14 protein-coding genes are annotated in these 19,213 nt (G+C 32.3%); 3 read left to right on the top strand and 11 right to left on the bottom strand.

Features of this window, described 5'->3' with window-relative positions:
- Position 1: 1 nt before the first annotated feature.
- The 5 genes from SBL15_RS11960 to SBL15_RS11940 form a co-directional block, all read right to left on the bottom strand.
- Complete coding sequence (locus SBL15_RS11960) at positions 2 to 2,194, bottom strand: hypothetical protein (protein ID WP_317956096.1); 2,193 nt, start codon at positions 2,192 to 2,194, stop codon at positions 2 to 4.
- Between the two features lie 15 nt (positions 2,195 to 2,209).
- Positions 2,210 to 2,434 (bottom strand): hypothetical protein, encoded by a 225-nt coding sequence (locus tag SBL15_RS11955; protein WP_070046168.1) that lies wholly within the window; start codon positions 2,432 to 2,434, stop codon positions 2,210 to 2,212.
- 100 nt (positions 2,435 to 2,534) lie between these two features.
- Positions 2,535 to 2,828 (bottom strand): hypothetical protein, encoded by a 294-nt coding sequence (locus SBL15_RS11950; protein WP_070046169.1) that lies wholly within the window; start codon positions 2,826 to 2,828, stop codon positions 2,535 to 2,537.
- 235 nt (positions 2,829 to 3,063) lie between these two features.
- Positions 3,064 to 4,881, bottom strand: coding sequence for a DUF4041 domain-containing protein (locus tag SBL15_RS11945; protein WP_234946069.1), 1,818 nt, complete (start codon positions 4,879 to 4,881; stop codon positions 3,064 to 3,066).
- Positions 4,882 to 5,006: 125 nt separating this feature from the next.
- Entirely contained in the window at positions 5,007 to 6,497 is a 1,491-nt protein-coding gene (locus tag SBL15_RS11940; RefSeq protein ID WP_317956088.1) for a replication initiator protein A, read from the bottom strand.
- Between the two features lie 537 nt (positions 6,498 to 7,034).
- Here SBL15_RS11940 and SBL15_RS11935 point away from each other — a divergent pair.
- The 3 genes from SBL15_RS11935 (at position 7,035) to SBL15_RS11925 (ending at position 9,852) form a co-directional block, all read left to right on the top strand.
- Positions 7,035 to 7,571 (top strand): helix-turn-helix domain-containing protein, encoded by a 537-nt coding sequence (locus SBL15_RS11935; protein ID WP_070046171.1) that lies wholly within the window; start codon positions 7,035 to 7,037, stop codon positions 7,569 to 7,571.
- A 201-nt stretch (positions 7,572 to 7,772) separates the two neighbouring features.
- On the top strand, positions 7,773 to 8,462 hold the full coding sequence (locus SBL15_RS11930; protein WP_070046223.1) for a hypothetical protein: 690 nt from the start codon (positions 7,773 to 7,775) through the stop codon (positions 8,460 to 8,462).
- A 490-nt stretch (positions 8,463 to 8,952) separates the two neighbouring features.
- Complete coding sequence (locus tag SBL15_RS11925; RefSeq protein WP_317956085.1) at positions 8,953 to 9,852, top strand: replication/maintenance protein RepL; 900 nt, start codon at positions 8,953 to 8,955, stop codon at positions 9,850 to 9,852.
- Positions 9,853 to 9,958: 106 nt separating this feature from the next.
- Here SBL15_RS11925 and SBL15_RS11920 read toward each other — a convergent pair whose 3' ends face one another.
- The 6 genes from SBL15_RS11920 to SBL15_RS11895 form a co-directional block, all read right to left on the bottom strand.
- Positions 9,959 to 10,849, bottom strand: a complete 891-nt coding sequence (locus SBL15_RS11920) for a hypothetical protein (protein ID WP_317956083.1) — start codon at positions 10,847 to 10,849, stop codon at positions 9,959 to 9,961.
- 34 nt (positions 10,850 to 10,883) lie between these two features.
- On the bottom strand, positions 10,884 to 11,183 hold the full coding sequence (locus tag SBL15_RS11915; protein ID WP_070046226.1) for a hypothetical protein: 300 nt from the start codon (positions 11,181 to 11,183) through the stop codon (positions 10,884 to 10,886).
- 83 nt (positions 11,184 to 11,266) lie between these two features.
- Positions 11,267 to 14,587, bottom strand: a complete 3,321-nt coding sequence (locus SBL15_RS11910; RefSeq protein ID WP_317956080.1) for a hypothetical protein — start codon at positions 14,585 to 14,587, stop codon at positions 11,267 to 11,269.
- Positions 14,588 to 14,626: 39 nt separating this feature from the next.
- The gene (locus SBL15_RS11905) at positions 14,627 to 16,555 is read right to left on the bottom strand and encodes an AAA family ATPase (RefSeq protein ID WP_070046228.1); all 1,929 of its coding nucleotides are present in this window, start codon (positions 16,553 to 16,555) and stop codon (positions 14,627 to 14,629) included.
- A 12-nt stretch (positions 16,556 to 16,567) separates the two neighbouring features.
- Entirely contained in the window at positions 16,568 to 17,782 is a 1,215-nt protein-coding gene (locus SBL15_RS11900) for a hypothetical protein (protein ID WP_070046229.1), read from the bottom strand.
- Between the two features lie 216 nt (positions 17,783 to 17,998).
- The gene (locus SBL15_RS11895) at positions 17,999 to 18,862 is read right to left on the bottom strand and encodes a hypothetical protein (RefSeq protein ID WP_070046258.1); all 864 of its coding nucleotides are present in this window, start codon (positions 18,860 to 18,862) and stop codon (positions 17,999 to 18,001) included.
- Positions 18,863 to 19,213 lie beyond the last annotated feature (351 nt).

Raw genomic sequence — 19,213 nt, 5'->3', positions numbered from 1 at the left:
TTTATTTTTTATCATCTTTTTTAGAGTTATCTTTTTTAGCTTCTTTCAAGTCATTTTCGAGTTGTTTAATCTTATCATCTGAAGCTTTTTGTTCCTCTTCATGTTTTTTATCGTTTTTATCAACTGCTTTTTGTACTTCAGTTTGAACTTGATCTTTTGATACGGCATTTTCATCTACCTTACCACTGCTGCCACTAAATAAGATTGATGCAATAACAATCGCAATCGCAATGATTGCTGCGGCGATAATATTACCTAAACCTTTTATTTTTTCAACTAATGTTGGTTTCATGTTTTCGCCTTTATTTTTTTCAATAATACGCTGTAGTTTTTCGACGTTTCCATCAGCCATGATTTTTTGTAGTTCTCGATAATTATCAGACACATTAGTGAAATCTAAACTACGATTTTCTAAAGACTGTTGTAAGCCTTCATTTTTCTTACGTTCAGCTAGCAACTCTCTTTCTAAATCTTTTTGTTGTTCATAAGCTTTTTCGTTTTCTTTATTAATATGTTCAAGCTCATTTTTTAATGTTTCGATTTGATGTTTAAATTCTGGATATTCTAATGTTCTTTCACTTACTTTTTTATCGATAAGTGCTTTATTGTTTTCATCAGTTTCAATTTCTTTATAGGTAATATCTTGGAATTGCTTAATTAAATAGTTGATATCGTCTTCGTTTTTCTTATTCATCTCTTCAATCGCTTGTTTCATCTCTAGTGATACATCATTAGCGACTTTTTCAATTTCTTCTTGATGTGATTGAAGTATTTTAGGTACTAATGTATTGAAGTTTGTTACATACCAATTTTGCGCATCTTGCTCGAGTGTTTTATAGTTGTCGTTATACTCATTGTCAGCACTTTTCTTAATATCATCGATATAGTTTTGTGCTTTTTCATCGATTAAGTGCAAATTACGTTGATCAAATTCTTGTGCTGCTGTTTGCGCTGCTCTTTCAACATATGCTTTTTTATTTGTTTCATGTTGATGTTTATTTTTTTCAACTTCTTCATGCTTTGTTTCTGGTAGTGAATCAATAATCTCTTGATACTGTGTTTTTAGCGTTCTATAGCCTTCATTGAACGGTGAATATTCTGATGTAAAATCGCTTTTTCTCAGCAACTCATCATTTTCAATGCTGAGACGTCTTACTAGCTTATTATTGATTTTCATTAAACGTTCACGGCGTAAATTATTTAATGATTTTTCTACCGATTCTGTACGCTTAACAAATTTATCTTCCGTAATACGTTTAAGGGCTAAAAATTTATCATAAGACTTAGAATCGCTTAAATTACCTAACGTGTCATCTGGTATATGATTTATTCTAGGTAATGTAATTGGATTGATTTTTTCTGATAGTTCATGAATTAAATCCTGTTTCGCAAAATCCATTGGCGTTTCTGGTGCTTTAGGTTCTAAATCAAAACTATATTGTCTATTTTGTTCAGCAATTTCAGCGTTTTCTTCATTCGTATTTTGCGGAACTTCTTTAATCGGTGTTGGGTTTTGTACTTGTTCGTCTTGTGATGTTTCAGGGCTAGGTAGTTTAATCTCTTCCTGTTGTTCTGTTTCTTTAGTACTTTCTGCTTTTTGTTCTTGAGTATCCTCTTCGTCACCACTTGTATAAGCACCTTGTGTTTCTTGTTTATTATTATTTGTTGCGGTCTCTTGCACTTTATTTTCTTCTTGTGATTCTTTCGCCTCATTTTGCTTTCCAGCAACTTTGGTTAATTGTTTCGTTTGTTCCATGACGTCCTCAAGCGTTGATTCCACATCATCAAACTCAATTTTTTGTAATACATAATCAATACCGTAATAGTCCAACATTTCTTGACTAAATACACGAGCAACGTTAGATTCTGTATCAACAACACGGATTCCAAACTCTAATGTTGCTTTATCGTTTTCTGATATCGCACTCAACGATTCCTTTGTAATCACTGCTACGGGTTTATCTTTATATGGTTCTTCATCATCATCAATATCAATATTGATATCTTCGATATGATGATAATTTTCTTTAGGGCTATCCGTTTGATATTGTTTTTCAAACGTTCTCCAAGCTTTGTCTTCTCGTTTGAACGTCTCTACATATTCATCAAGATACGTAAATACAATAACAAAAGGTATTTCAATATCACTTGCATTTTTTATACTGTCTAACATTAAGTCATCTTTCTTTGCCATGCGTATCTCCCCTTTTTATAAACGATCTTTAATTCTTCTATACAAGTTTTCGAATTTAATAAGTGTTTCTAATCGAGCTTGTCTGATATCTCTGTAACCACTTCTAAAGTTATAAACTTGACGCTGATTGATATCTGCTTCTTGTGCAATATAGGTACCCTTTAATTTTTTGTTATTCAATATCTTTAAAGCGTGAGCGATAAGCTCATCTCTATCAATATTTACGTAATTGTCGCTCATTAAATACGTCTCAGTCCTTTCTAAACCGTACACATAAAGTGTACAGATTGTTCTTAAAAAAAGAGGATAAATGGTATATCCTCTTCTACTGTTTGGGAAATTAATAGTTTAAGAAGTTCAACATGATAAAGCTTAGTTCGCTTTCCATACCGTTACCAACCTCTTTACCCCAGCCAAATACAATAGCTAGTGCGCCAGTAGCAATAGCAACAACAACTAAAGCTGCGCCACCCCACATTAACCCTTGTAGCCACTTAGCATCTCCAAAGGCTTTAAGACTGTTGACGATTGGTTTTGCTACAAAAATGATACCAGCAAGCACGACAATCGCTGCTATGACAGCTTTTACCTCTGGTCCTAGAGATTGGATTCTCTCGATAATTGGGTCTAACATGCTTAATCATTCCTTTCTTTCTTATTCGTCTATCTGACATGCTTATTACATGTATTACTATAACATACTCTTACCAAAAATGACACTTTGTGTGTACAAAAAATAGCATTTTTTATAAAAACTTTACATTTCACAGTGTAATAAGACGTTTATTAAATTCATTTTACCAATATTCATACCTTTGTTCTATGTTATCTAATAAAATTAGAAAATGTTTAGTGCTTTTGTTCGAATTTTAGAGTGAAGCTTGGCTAATATTTTGGCTTTCCCAGTATTGCTCAGCTACAGGTATTTTCGTAAATTCAACCGTGTTGTTATGGTTGTTTTTTACGACCTCTTCTATTTCATCAATATCAACTTTAAAGAATTCTTTTCTATGATTGACTTTGTTTAATTCTCTATCTCTAAAGTGTCTATGTAGTGTGCTCTCTAAGGTTGGTGCGTCATCGCTAAATATCATTGCATGTACATCGAATTCAAACGGTACAGAGGCATCTCCTAATTCTTTAACTCTATCGTAAGGTTCTAATCTACGAGTTAAACCGATTTTGTAAATACCTTCGCCAAATGATCCGATATTTGAAATGACATAAACATAGCCCGCACGGGTATTAAGTTTTCTATTTTCGACGTCTTTTTTATCTGCTTCAAGTTGCTTAACTTTCTCTTCTAGCTCTTTGATTTTATCAGCGTATAACTCTTTTTCGATATCGTTTTGAGATTTTTCTAGACGTTTGAATAAATTTTTAATCTCATTGCTAAACTGTGTTTCTTCTTTAGCGATTTTCTTCTCTTGTTGTTCTAGTTCTCGTCTAACCTTTTCTTCTTCTTTCATTTGCTCTTTTATTTCTCGTTGTAACGCTTTTTCTTGTTCAATTTTAATTGCTCGCTCATTAATTAGATTTAATTTTTCTAACTTGATTTGTAAATATTGTCGTGTGATTTCAACGTTATCTACTTTATATATTTTATTTAGCGCTTCGTACGAGCGAACTATTTTTTTATGATAATTATCATAATTTCTAGATGTTAGGCTGCTAAATAAATAGTCACATTCAGTATTAAACGAACGTAAAATCTGTTTGATTTGGCTATTGATATGTGATTTTTTCTCGCTATAGCCATAGTAATAAACGGCTTCATCATTATTTACCATGTCTTTCTCATCAAGAGATAACATACTTAATTGATCGTTGAGTTCTTTGGACGTGATATTTTCTTCAAAGTGATTCACAAAGATATCTTTTAAATCTGAATCGATAATCTTGTCTTCGATATTGGCTTCTAATTCTTTGATTTTCTTTTCTTTAAAGCTTATTTCACCGCTAAGACGTTCATTTTCTACGACTAAATTTTTACGTTCGGCGTCAAGCTCCTCAATACTATTCACAAGTGCCTTTTTTGATTCATCAAGAGCGGCTAATTCTTGTGCTTTGTAGTCTTGAAGTTTTGTTTTTTCTTCGTTGATAGTATTTTGTAATTCTTGTTCCTGTAACTTTAATTGCTTCTTGATTGAATACACATCATTAAGTTCTTTTTGTAACTTGCCATTTAAGCCTTCGTTTTCATTTTTGTATTCGTTCTCAATCTTATCTTTCTCTTTTGATAAGGCTTCTTTTTCGGAATCTAGCTCACTAATTTGTTGCTTCCAGCGCTTAACTTCATCACTCATTTCTTTTTCGAGCTCTTGTCGTTTGTTATCCACTGATTTAGCGAGATTTAACAGACTAATAAACGCATCACCGTCGCTTTTCGTCGTAAAGTCAATACTAGCGGTATAGTGTTTATCTTGATTACCATAAACTAGATGAATGTAGTACTTCAGCACTCTGCCCTCTGTACTTAAATCAGAGATATTATCTAAAGGAATTAGATATTTAAAATCATTCGTCGTACTTATTATTGACATATGTTCAGGTGTTAAAAATAGTGATGAATATATTTTTCTCCGTTTACCTTTCTCATCATAGATAAACGTGACGCTTTTCGAGTAAACGATATTGTTTACTCCAAATACGCTTTTATAGGTTTCTAAATCTTTTGCGATAGACATGTGACGCCTCCAAATAAGTTAAAGTTTTTATTTACACTAAGCATACGATCATCTTTTTATTATACGCATTGCACGTCTTAATTGCCTTATAAATTTTAGTATGCACTTTTTAAAGTTAGGAATGACTAGTAAGGCATACCCATTTCATCTTGATAGCCTAATGAGTTATTGCTGAATGGAGCGTCTTGATGCTTAACTGTTGTACAGTCAACGTGCTTTCGCTTTAAGGTTTTAGATACTTCTTTAATTTTCGCAAACCAACGGGCATTGAACTCTTCTGCTGTCTCTAAACCATTACTATTTTGTTCCTCAATTGTCTTGATTTCATGCGCTTTAAATTCATTTACTGTAGTTGTATAGATATAGCCACCCATCGCCGAAACAGTACTGTTTTTATCATGAATAACGACTTTAACTCGTTTCAACATCGGTAGTAATTGATCATCGATATCTTCAAGAGAATAGTTTGTATCATAGTTTTGATTATAGTGATTTTTAGCAGTAGCTAATTTTTTCAAAACAATACCTAAGTCGCTAGAAGAAAAATTCATGAGGTAGTTCTTAAGTGTTGGATTAAAATTAAATGGTTTTAATTTCATTTCTTTTCTAGTTATTTCAAAGTCATTGTTTGTGTTGTCTGTTTGTTCTGCATATTGATTATCAAATGACATACTATACATAGAATACATAGAATTATATGTATTACTATAATCAGTATTACTAAAACCAGTATTACTAGACTGCATATTTAAACCATAGCCGACTGCATTTTTCACCCATTGACGTTTATAAACGCAACCACGCATCGATTTTTCAGGTGGTACAAGCGCATATTTTTTTGTTTTATTATCTTCTTGGCTTGCCTCTGAAATGTCATCTATAGTCACTTGTTCACTAGATAATGGTGTATACAAATACAAGCGATTCGATTCATTGATACCTTGTTTTCGTTGTTTAAGTAGACCCAATGCCTCTAATTCTTTTTTAGCATCAATAATTTTCTTTTCACATACGTTTAACATCTCAGCTAACGCTTGATTAGCGTATACACAGAATACACGCCCACGTTCATCAATATATTGAGACGGTGATTTTGTATTTGTGTTTGCCAAAGAAAGCGTAAAACGTTCTTTTTGTAACGTATAAACTAATTTCGTAAGTAACGACACGTTTTTATAATTAGGGTTTGTATCAAAGAATTTAGGCATGTGATAGTAAGTCAGTTTTTTACCCTCTGCATACGTATGAGCATCATCAGCTAGTGTTGGTGTATTCACATAAATATATTTGCCTTTATGTGTTGTCGTAATAAGATCATACTCCGTTAAGATACGTTTATATTTTTTTACTGATGAATTAGACAGATTGAGGTCGTCCTGTAAATCTTTGATTGTATAAACAATAAAAGGCTGACCGTTTGTGTCGATGTAAGCTTGTTTATGTTGAGATTTTAAGACGCGGACTTGTTTATTCGCCATATACGTATACATGGCTTTTGCTTGATATGGTAAATCTTGATAATTGTTATCTTCAAAAAGGAATTTATAACTTTTAAGGAATGGTAAATACTTTTTATCATTTTGATTACAGATGCGTGTTTGTAGATTTTTTGTCATTTTCATTACCCCTCTATGTTTTATATTGAGAGGTTTATCACGAGAGCTTAAAAAGTTTGTAAGAGTATAATAAATAAACTACGGTAGTTGAATTGTAAGAGAATACCCTTTATAATAAGGATATAAATAAGCTTATAAATAAACTTATAAATAAGTCCTTATTTATAAATAGTGATAAACCAATAAATAAGGTTACAAGTAAACTTATAAATAAACTTATAAATAAGTCCTTACTTATGGATAGTGATAAACCGATAAATAAGTTTATAAGTAAATTCTTATTTAGGTTTTTATTTATAGGCTGCACAACTAAAAAGACTATATACTCTAAAATATTTTTGTTTGTTTTATTCTGCTCATTCGTAATAAAACACTCTTGAACACAGTTGTTGGAGCAACTGTGTTTTTTATTTGATTATATTATAGCATAGGTAACTAGATGAACCAATGTATAAATTGAATAATTTCGTATTGTTACATTAATACAAAAAAATGATAATATTGAATTGTAATGAAAATACTAAAGTTGGTGAATATATGACAAGCGATATATATATATATAAGTGTTTTTTTCAGGAAGAACAATATATAAATTTAGATATGAGGCTAAAATACGTTTTAGCGCTTCTGTATTCTTTAAGTGATGAAGATAATTACTTTCCCTATAAACAAATAGAACTAGCAAAAATACTAAATATATCAAAGCAAACGATGTATAAATGGATCACTAAACTAAAAAATGATTCGTATTTAGAAGTTGAAAAAGAAATTGGAAAAACGGTTATAAAAGTGAATCGACCAGATAATAAAGATGCTATACCCCTTTCTAAGGAGTTGGTTAGCGGAAAATATGAAGGTATATCATATGGAGCTAAAATTTTTTACAGCTATTATAGTTGGCTACAAGAGGAACAAAATAAAGATTACTTGAAAATCAGAGGTATAGATATTATAAAACCAATGGGACGTAAAATAAAATCACTACAGAAGTACTATAAAGAGTTAGAAGATGTTGGTCTACTAGAAAAAGGTAAAGAAGGAAGTTTCAATACATTTAACTTTAAAAAGATATAAACACAATGGATATCCTATTAATAACAAATTAATAGGATTATTTTTGTTGAAAAACAAAAATAAACGTATAAGTAACAATGTAAGTACGCATATAAATAAACGTATAAGTAACAATGTAAGTACGCATATAAATAAACGTATAAGTAATAATATAAATAATAATGTAATAGAAGATATTATTTAGCATTGGAGAATTGAAATATGAATCAAGCGCTTATTAATTATCAAAAAACACTAAATTTATTAAAAAAGAATACGCAATTTCAAAGTGATATTTTTAAAGCCACTAACTACTTGAATAGTCCTGAATATAAGAAATTATTGAATAATAATATTTTCAAAAATACGTCGGCAGAATTAGCAGAAAAACTAAGAAAAGCGATTAGAGTTAGCAATAATATAAGTGAGATTAGTCAATTTAACGCAAGAATGCTAGAATCTTTCAGACGTGATCTAGGATATAACCATGATTTTATGAAAAAAGTTAATGATTTAAAAAAAATTAAAATTCCAAATATTGATGTTGTAACCGAGATTATAAGTGATAATGGAATTATAAAAATGGGAGATCCGAAAGTAACGTCAGAGACAAGTATCATACAAGATAGTTACGTGGAACATTCCCCAGCAGAACGTGAAAATAATGATATTGATAGAAATGAAAACATAAAAAACAAAGTTGAGTATTTAACAACGAAACTGTTCGAACCTCTATGGAGTGCGATAATCAAAGTTAATGAAAAAACGCTACCTACAACGTTTAATCACTCATATTTTCTATATTTGAATAGCAATGATTGGTATACATTTTTTATGATGATATCTACAATACAGTTAATTATCTATGCAGCAACTTATGAATACGAGGAAAAAGAAGAAAAACTTAAATAGACAGTAATAACTAAAATAGCCCCTACATAACCTTAATTGGTTGTAGGGGCTATTTGTATATGCTAATCGCATTTCATTCGTTGTTGGTTGATAAGCATTCTTCATTTCATAGGTCAAAGTGAATATTTAATTATCCTTTGATTTCTGAAAATTTAATGCTAAAATAAATTTAAATCAAATTGAACGAAAAAGAACATCTAGCATTAATAATTGCGCTAACAATTATTAACCGCTATACCGATCCAACCATCGGCAAGCACTTTACTCGATGAACCAACCATCGGCAAAGACTCTCTTTAAGATGTCCTCTTTCTTATTAATTTGATACCCTTATGTTACTAAATCAACCATAGTTTGGCAATATAAATGTATCACTTTAAACTAGAACTGAAGGATATCCGTCATGACAGTATCGTCACGAAAGAGTGTGAGCCGTATCATTTTTCATCGGCTCACGCTCTTTTTTGTTCTCCAAAGAAGGAGAGATATTATGGCTTATCAACTTATCAATTTACAAGACTATGCAACATTTGAATCTATACAAGAAATGGATAATACAGTTAGACAGTATAATGCAAAAATCAATAAACCACTCTATGAAACGCTTAATCTACTAAAACGTTACAGTTGTAAAGTCATTGGTGTTTCACACATTAAGATTAAAACAATCGCAAAACAATTAGATAAATCGGTTCGAACAATTAAAAGACATTTAAAAACATTGAAGGATCGAGGGTATATTTCTGTTATTAATCTTATGAGATCAAAATCTGGGGGAAAAGGCGCTAATGCTTACGTCATAAACCCAGTTGTGGTACAACAAAAAATTATTAGTGACACCTCGAAAATGTCACCTCGTAACGGTCATAAAAAACACAGTAAACGTCAGTCACAACAAGCAACGGCATTTGTGAAAACAAAAAAAGAAACGGTATTTTCTTTAAAACTATTAAATTCTTTTTTAAGTAACAGAAAACGCAAAAAACAAACTAAATTAAAGCGTATTGAAAATATTAAATATTTTAGATCGTGTCCTGAAGGTTTACCACTTGAACTCTATCAAAAGTACAAACCTTTCTTTAGTGATTCTCAAATTAAGGGTCTTTACAATGCCATTACTTCTCAGATACAAAAATACGCTAATATTACGAATGAAGATTATTCAAATATCATTGATAATTGTTTCGATACGTTAATTAGAAAATTAAGAAACAATCATAGAGGTGAAGGTGAGCAAGCACAAAACATTTTTGCGTATGTAACGGGTGCAGCTAAAATACAAGCCTATCGTCAATATCATGTGAATATGTGGAATAATGATCAAAGTATTGATAATAAACATAGTATGCTAAAACAGGTAAGCCTAAAAATGTGGGGAGAACTGGATTAATGTAATATATCGATTAGATATGTAAAAGAACAACGTTAAACAAAAATAAGCTATCCTAAAAATTAACCCCTTATAGAGAAAACTACAAGGGGTAAGAGAGAATCTATTATGAACCTTTTTTGTGTTTGTATTCTTGATTGTCTTTGATTGCTGGATCATTTGGTTTGTCGAATAAAACTTTTTTAATTTTATTATCAACGGTAGTAACTAAGAATGGGTCTGTACCTTCTTCTAAGCCTTCGTCCTCATCATAAACGCTTAATCCAGCAACCTTTTTACCAGAAATTTCTTTTGGATTTACAGGATTAGAAAATGTGTTGTATTCTCCGTTATTAGTCTGAAATGCTTTAGGAAAGTTGAATTTTCTATCAGTACTGATACGTAATTTTCCACTACCAACAGATCGTAAGTCAACTTTTTGAGATTTAGGAGCTTCATACTTTCTGCTTTCTAGGTCATTTTTATTTTTCTCTAGCTCTTTTAGGGATTCTTCAGGACTTTTATTGTGTAACTCTTTTTGAATAACTGCGTAATCGTTACCGCCATGAGAATCTCTCGATGGACTATATTCATCATAACCTTTTTTTATGAGGTCTTTTGCATTTTTGATATCAGCGTTAGTATTTCCTATCATTTCGGCTGTTTTCATTTTAAAATACCATTTGTCTTGCTCTTTGATATCTTTAATCAGGGATTTTTCGTCTTTTTTTAATAATTCGCCTAGATTTTGCTGTGGAATAGTTTTTGCTTGATATATTTTCATTTTACCGTTTTTAGTGATAATGAACTCATCAACTACAGATTCACTTTCTAAGGTCTCAGTTTTTTTATCATGCATTAGAAACCAAACATGTTCTTTATCTTCTTGCATCATTTCGCCGACTTTCATTTCATCGTCTTTTGTGGTTTTCTTTTGTTTAGGATTGCTGTTATTAGAACACGATGCCAGTGTTACAACGAGCACCAATGAAGCAAGTAATAAGATATATTTCTTCATAAGTATCCACCTTTCATTTGTGTTTCGTTTACTTTTATTTTTTTGATTTACTGTTGTCTTTGTCGTTTTTTGGGAACATACGTTTACCTAGATCTTTAAAGTATTTGATAGCACTACCTTCTTGAGATTCTTTTAAGAAATCAAAGTCCTTACTATCGTCAAAAAACTTTCTGTTATCATTATTCTTGCTTTTAAATTTATCAGATATGAATTTTGCTAAGCTACCTTCTTGTGCTTGTCCTAAATGACCATACTTTTCTTTTCGTTTCGCTTTTCTTTCAGCTTTTTTTGCCGCTTTTTCTTCGGGCGTATCCTTCTCAAATGTAATCTTCATTGTGATCACCTCAATTAGATTTTAGTAAAAGAAAAGGGCATCTCTATGGATACCCTTTTAAGTTGTGTCAAAGAACTTCTTAATTATTTATCTTTATTATCTACGTCTATATTATCATATTTGCTATAGATAGAAGATGCACCTTGTCGGAACGCAAAGTCGAGTTGTTCTTTTTGTCTCATGCTATCCTTATCTAAGTCTTCTAAGTGCTTACCATTAATACTATCGTTAAATTGGTCAAGTTGGTTATAGTCAATGTCGCCGTCGTCATTAATAAATTTAGTACCTTGTAAGTGTTGTTTAGCGCTATCTTGACTTAACGCTGCATATTGACCGTTGTTTGTATAGTATAGCTTTTCTTGGAAGTCCGCTTCGTTATTTGCACTATTTAATGAGCTTAATTCTCTATCACTAAATGGCGGTTGTTGTGATGCAAAGTCGTTAGCTGATTCATGTGACGTATGGCTAACGTTACCAGTCGTTGGATAACTATCACTAGTGAATGAGTTGTTGTTATCATCGAAGCTTGGCGTATCGGTATGTGATTCTGTAGAAGTATTTTTAATATCTTTTCTAGCTTGAGCTTCTCCAGCTTTTTTAGCTTCTTCTTGATTTTGACGACTGATGTTTTTAGCAAAGTCATTAGCTGAGCCCGATTTCATCGCTGAAGGTAACACTCTTGCTGTATCTTTGTATTGGTTGTTACGTTGATGGTTTTCAGGATCAACTGGTTTATTATTTGCACCTTTATTCGTAATTGAAGCAGGACTACCCACCATAGGTTGTCTAGCTCCTACAAAGTAGTTATGACCACCGTAAGGGTTGTTTGTATTCGATGGATTAGGATTTTGTGCACCTAATAACGTACTTCGAGCTGTACCCGTACGTCCAGTATTAGATGCACCACTTTGTCTAGCTGCAAAGGCATTTGCTGATTCATCATTTCCTTGAGTATCTGATGCATTTGACGTTTTATTCGTGAGGTAGTTTACACCGTGACTTGCCCACTCTGAAGGTGTTGTAGCAGCGTTCCAAGTAGCACCCATTGTATTTTTATTAAAATTAGACGCTGTATTACTTGCTGCTGCACCGCCAACGTCTCTAGCAGTACGGTTAGCTAAACGAATAGCATGTCTAAATTGTTGACGAGAACGCATGATTGATTGTGCACGTCTTGCTAAGTTTAAACCGATATCCGTTGGTAAGCTGATGATTGTTGTAATAATATTAGTGCCTGTAACTGTTTTAGAAATAACTAAGTAGAATCCAGCAAATAAGAATACTATAGATTTACCTAAGTCAATGACACCATCTACATTTAGAATGCCGAATGCTTTAACTACCCCGTTAACCCCTTGAGCTAGTAAGTTGATTGCTGATACTAGTAATGATGGTAAAGCATAGGCGATAAAACCTGTCATAGGTGATGTTAATCCTAGTAATAAACAAACAAGCATGTGTGCTGGGTTACCTGTACTTAAGCCTAATAGCCAATGTTTAACAGTTAAGATGGCTGCTTTAAAGAAGTTAGTGAATAATAAAGCGTGAATACAACCTAAAATAACAATTGATTGGAATATCGCTTGTGTAACCATTGCCATGTAAGAACCCGATTTACCAAGTAAACCTTCACCCGGTAACGTGTATTCTCTCCACTCTGTTTTTACAGTACTCATATTTTTAGCTTGCCCTTGAATGCCTGTAGGCGGAATGTTGTAAGCATAAAAATTAGCTGCATGATCTTCGAATGACGTTTGAAGCATAAGTGCTACAGATTGTGTGGAGAATGATTTTTCTCCATCAACGCCCGCATTAGCCTGTGGTTTAAACTTTTTATCTGTCGGTTTAGCTTCGCCTTCATTAGAACTTGATACAGGTTTAGCCGTCCAGATATAATCTTTGTAGTTTTGTTGATCTACCTTTTTACCTAAACTGTTGATATTTTGAAAGGCAGAATATCTACTTGCTGGCTCGTCTCCCGATGCTGGTGTTTGACGAATATCAGACATGTATGTGTTCACGTTAAACTTGCCGTTTTGCATGTAACCAAAGATTAAATCAAGGCTCATTTTCATTGAGCTTTCATCGTTGATATTATCCATACGATTATAAGATTCATAGTTAATGTTGCTGATGAGATTACGTGCATTACTTGGTGCATAATCACCATCGATATGTTGTGTGTCAGAACCTGCATTAGGCGCTTTGTTTTCTTGTTGTAAGGCGTTAGGTGATAAGTTTTGTGAAGCAGCCCACTTTCTATCATTTAAGATATATTGTTGCGCTGGTGATGGATTAAACTTCTTGTTGTTTTGTATATTATCTAATTGACTTGCGAATCCACTAACAAGCGTAATAATTATGACTGGAATTGGGAAAAATGTTAAAAAACGGATAATTAAACGTTTCGTATGATCACTGAATTGCCCGAAATGAAAAGCATCAGATGATAATGTACGCATCATTCGATAAACGAATAACCCAACAATAGCGTAAAAGCCTGTTAGAACTAAGAAATTAAAGAATGCAGGAGATAATCCAACGCCTTGTACAAATCCATAAACTGCTTTAACAAATGGATTTGAAGCTTTGTCTTTTAATTGTTCAGGGTCGTTGTATCCTAAAATAGAGAATACATCGAATTTAGCTAAGAAGCTGACAATCCAGCCAAGTAAACCATTAAAGAATCCGTGAATTAATATAGCACCTAAACAGAATAGACCCGCAAAGTAACGCATAATCGTATTAAACGCACCGTCTGCTTTAGCGGCTAGAGTATTACCAGACACCGTTTCGACATAGCCGTAATGAGAAAAAGTTGAGAAAAAAGAAGCGAGTTGTCGTCCAGCTTGCGTATTTGCTCTTTTATCACCGTTTTGAGCCCCTAAATCAGTGCCAATTGAATACATCTCATTGAAAGGGATATCAACCTCAACTCCCCCGTCGCCCATGAATGATCCAATAGCATTTTTGACCATTTTTTGGACGCCGCCAGTGTCTCCATCTTCTTTTTCTTTTTTGCTATCTTTTCCTTCGCCAGATTCCATCAATATGCGAGAGTAAAGTGTCCATAAGCTACTGTCGGCTTGAAAAGCGTCGCCAGAACGCCATTTACCACCTTCTTGTTTAACAATAGCCTGTTTTTGAAGTTTAGCTAATTCATTGTCCTCTTCTTTAGTGGTTTCTCCATTGTTAGCTTTTTTTATCAACTCTTCGGTGCTATTGACGCTTTCTGTATTATCGTTATCTTGGTTATCATTGTTATCCTTATTATCTTTTTCATCAGCATACGCCGTGTGATGTATCAGCGGTGAAGTGCTATGCAGTGATAGAATTCCTAGTGATATAGATGTAATCAATGCGATTAAGATAAATAATGTGAAAAAACGTTTTTTATGCTGCACTAAAAATCATTCCTTTCAAAGTATTTTTTGGTTTATGTGTTAGGAAGCAGGTTCTACGATGATATCGCCTAATCCAACTTGATAATCAGGATTTTCAAACGAACACTTACCGTTAGTATGAACAAAGAAGCGTCGCTTATCGGGATTATCGAGGATAGCGTCTAAGATGCTTGGGAAAATTTCATTATCAATATAGCGCTTGATAGCACGTGCGCCCCCAAAGTTTGAATCATCAATGTTAGCAAGTTCAAAGCATACATACATTGTTAGCTCACTAGCTACGATATTATATCCGCCATGCGTCCATTTCATCGGTTCTCTAACCTTTACGTTATAACCTTCAGGACGGCTGTTGAGCTGTTTGATTAGTTTCATGATACTTCTATGACAAATCTCAATCAAGGTTGTTTCGTGAAGCGCATAGAACGGTACGATATTTGAAAAACGACCAACAAACTCAGGTGAGAAAGCATCTCTTAACGCATCGTGTATATCAATTTCTAAGTCCCTATATTCTTGTTTCAATGCTGCTGAATACTCATTCATGTTTTCTTGAGTGATAGTTGTACGTAAACGGCTGTATTGGTTCACGTCTTTAAATAAATCAGCCGCAACGTTACTTGTAGCAATCACAATTGTATTTTTTAGTGAAACTTCATGAGTAATCATGTAACCGTCAGCACCGATCTCGTTATGTCTAACGATACCTTCATCTAAGATGGCTAATAAATCTTGCATCACGTTTTTATGTGCTTTTTCCATCTCATCAAGTAGTACGATAACTGTTGAATCATGACTAACTGTTTTACCTAATTCACTACGGAATATAGGAGATGTATTAGCTAGTGCATAATCAGCCATGTTGAAGGTTTTATATTTATTGGGGTTATCATATAAACCTTCAGCAAGTGCTTTTGTCATTTCGGTTTTACCTACACCACTAGAACCGATAAATAACATTGTTGCTTTAGGTCTGTTGCTAAAATTGTCTAGTTGGAAGGCTAATTTTTTAATTGCCTGTCCGACTGTATATAATGCCATTGGTTGACCCATCACTCGATTTAAAATGGTTTGATAAACATGATCAAAGTTAGCTTGAAAATTTAATGTGATGTTGTATTGTTCATCAAAAATCCGATTAATAATAGATTCATCAATATCAACATTTTCAACTCGATGAATAGCAATTGCACTTTCTAATATATCGATAGATTTTGCTGGTTCAGCAAATTGAGGTCTATATAGCCTGTTAGCTTCGATGATTTTATCGAGTAACGAATCGTCTATTCTTACATCTGATTCATTATAGAAATAGGTAGATAACCAACTATCCTGTAGTATTTGTTTTGTTACGTCTTTATTGACTTCATTAATAGCTAAGTTTTTAAAACGTCTAGCTAAAGGTGCATCATTAGCAATATAAGAATCATACTCAATACGTGTTGTTGCTGCGATGACTTTAACATATGAACGAGCGAGTGATGTTTTGAGTAAATCACCCCCTAGTTTAGAGCCCTTGCCAAAGATTGAAACGACCATGTGTACCTCATCAATAAACAATACAACCTCAGTATTAGGATCGTTCTCTTTAAGAATATCTTGATATTCTTTTAGTTTTGGCATTAGAGATTCCATTCGCTTTTGAAGTAAAGTGTTACCGTCAGAACTCATAGCACCAAGTGCTAAAGATAGTAAAACCACATTTTTATTTTTTTGTTTTTGCAATTTTAACCATGTTTCGACAATCGCTGTTTTACCAGCACCCGCTAGCCCAATTAAAAGGGCTATAGGTGTAAGTGGTCGGGACATTAAAATATCAAGCTGATGTAATTCTTTATCTCTACCGATAACATCATGTTTAGGTTCGTATAACTGAGTAAGTGAGTAACCTAACTCTTTATTCATTTCTTCAAAAAATATATCAGCCTTGCGATTGGGATTTTCGATATGTCTATTTGAATTAGTCATTTTGTATCGCTCCTAGTATATTGTAGCTTTCTCTTGCATATCGCCAAAGTCTTCTTTACCAAAGTTAGAGTTTTTCAATTTATCTATTTCTTTGTTTAAAGATTCAATTTCTTTCTCTTCGTCTGCAATAGATTCTTCTGTTTTTTCTAGGTTAGATTCATTTTTGGATTTATTATCTCCAACATCTTTTTCTTTGTCTTTTTTCTTCGATTTTTTATCTTTCTTTTCGTCTTTAACTCGTGATTCATACTCTTTCTTGCTTGTTTTTAGATCTTTTAAATTTGATTCGTGCTTTTCTTTTTCCTTCTCTTTTGAAGCGATAGCTGAATCAGTACTCGTCTGAGCAATTACTTTTGAATAATCAATATCGCCAGATGGAGTTAAGAAACTACCTTTATATACTTTTGTATTATCAGAGTAAGGATTAATGATGAATTTAATGAAGTCTCGTTCTTTATTAGCCTTTTTAGCATTATCATCGTTGCCAAATGCTGAATTTGAAGAACCGTCATCATTCATAGAAGAAATTGCACTTTCTATTCCATCTTCTTCATCGATACCAGTTGACGAGCTAGATGATTGAGAGATTGATTTTGTAGTTAAGCTCAATGTGTTTTCAATACCAATATGATATGGCTGATCTTTAAGCTTACCTTTAATGAATAAGTAACCATCACCTTCTACGCCTAGTATACCGTAAGCCATTTTAGCTTTAGGTTTAGTACCTTTTGGATTCATATAAAGTTTGTAAGCACTACCTCTATTGGATAATTTATCTTGGGAACTTTCCGGATAGCCAAGTTTTACTATCGTTACATCTCTGTTTTTATCAGTCCAAACTTCGCTAAATTTAACCTTTGCGTCAGCTTTAGTAAAAGATTTAGTGCTACCAAATTCTTCAGTGTTATTTTTTTTGAAATTACCGTAAGCTTGAAAGCCAAATCCACAAAGAATAGAGCTGAAAGCGAATAGTACAATAGCAAATATAGCTATAAAGGTTGTACGCATATCACGTTTTGTTCTAGGGTCTTTATCTCCCCCTATTCCCCCTTCTATATCGTATTTAGTTTTGTTGGATTTAAAAGCTTTTCGCTTACGTTTCATTTCTTTCTTTTCTTGCTTGGTAAGTTTCTTCTTTGATGCCTTATTATTTTGCTGCTGGGATTTTTGTTTTTTCTTAATCGCTTTTATTTTTTCTTTGTCGTTACTACGCTTATGTTTAAACATGTAAAGCCACCTTTCATTAGTGATTTAGCTAATGAATGAATCTATTATTGAAAGATAATAGATTCATTTGTTACTTATAAGCTTATTTGAGTTATTACTTGAGATGTTACTTATAAGCTTATTTGAGTTATTACTTGAGATGTTACTTATAAGCTTATTTGAGTTATTACTTGAGATGTTACACTTATAAGCTTATTTGAGGTATTACTTGAGATGTTACTTATAAATATTATTTTCGTTATTACTTACGTTGCTATTTATATGATTACTTGCATCTTTACTTACGCCTTTACCAATAATAATATTATTGCCGTTATCATTTATTTGTATCTTATCGGCAGTGAGTAAAACTTGATTGTTTTTTACAGTCATTCCTGATAAGTTGCCTAAAATGTTGTTTCTATCTATATCTTTATTACCAATAACAAACTCAAGGGGAATATCTCTTACATTAGAAAGCTCTACTTTCAAACTAAAAGTTTTACCTACATTTGATAAGCTGCTATCTACATTAGTTAAGTCTTCTGTTATTAGTATTAATGCTCTGGCAGTAGTTGGGTTTTGCGGGTAAACTGTTAATAATTTTAAGCGATAAGAAGAAATAAATTTATTAGAATTAAAAGTTTTGAACAAATTCATTTTCATTAATCTATAATCTGCTTTTGTAAAACTCGTTCTTTGTTCGAATCCTTCAATTTTATGATTTCTGATTTCTATATCTTTAACAGTTACCTGTAGACAATTAATACCGTATACTAGAGCATCATCAGGATTGATATTGTTTATATAAACCTCGTTACCAATTATATCTACGATATTTACACTATTAGCAATATCTTTGTGTAATATAGCCGTTATTATCTTGTTCTTATTTGCATCTTCTTCTGTTTCATCATTATAAAGGGTTCGATCTTTAACTATTCTAAGTTCTAATTTTATATGAGAATCTACTACAACTTTTTCTACAGCAAGAATTTTACCATTCAAAAAAGATTCTATATCAAAACTTTCGAATAATTCTACGTTATTTATTTTTATTGAATCTTCTAAATTTTGAAGATTATTCGGGATTTCCGACATATAACACAACTCCATTTCTATGAATTGTAAATAATATTCTATACTGTAATTGTACAATATAATGCGCTTTCAAACAAGGATAAGTAGTAAACATATTATATTAGGAAAATACAATGATAGAAAAAAATAATTATACATATAAGTAATAGTAACGAAATATCTAAAATAGAAATCGTAATAATATATTTAGAAGATTTCAAACTATAGTTTGAAATAATGAACTAATCATTGTATACTTAAACTATAAATAATAGTTCTGAAAATAGAACTTCAATTATAAAAATAAATTAAATCGTAAGTAAGATTATAAGTAAGCCTGTAAATATACTCATACTTAAGAACGTAAATAAG

It is taken from the genome of Staphylococcus sp. NWU MKU2, from assembly GCF_033283605.1.
Classification (GTDB): Bacteria; Bacillota; Bacilli; order Staphylococcales; family Staphylococcaceae; genus Staphylococcus; species Staphylococcus haemolyticus.
This window is presented reverse-complemented; position numbering and strand designations above follow the sequence as displayed.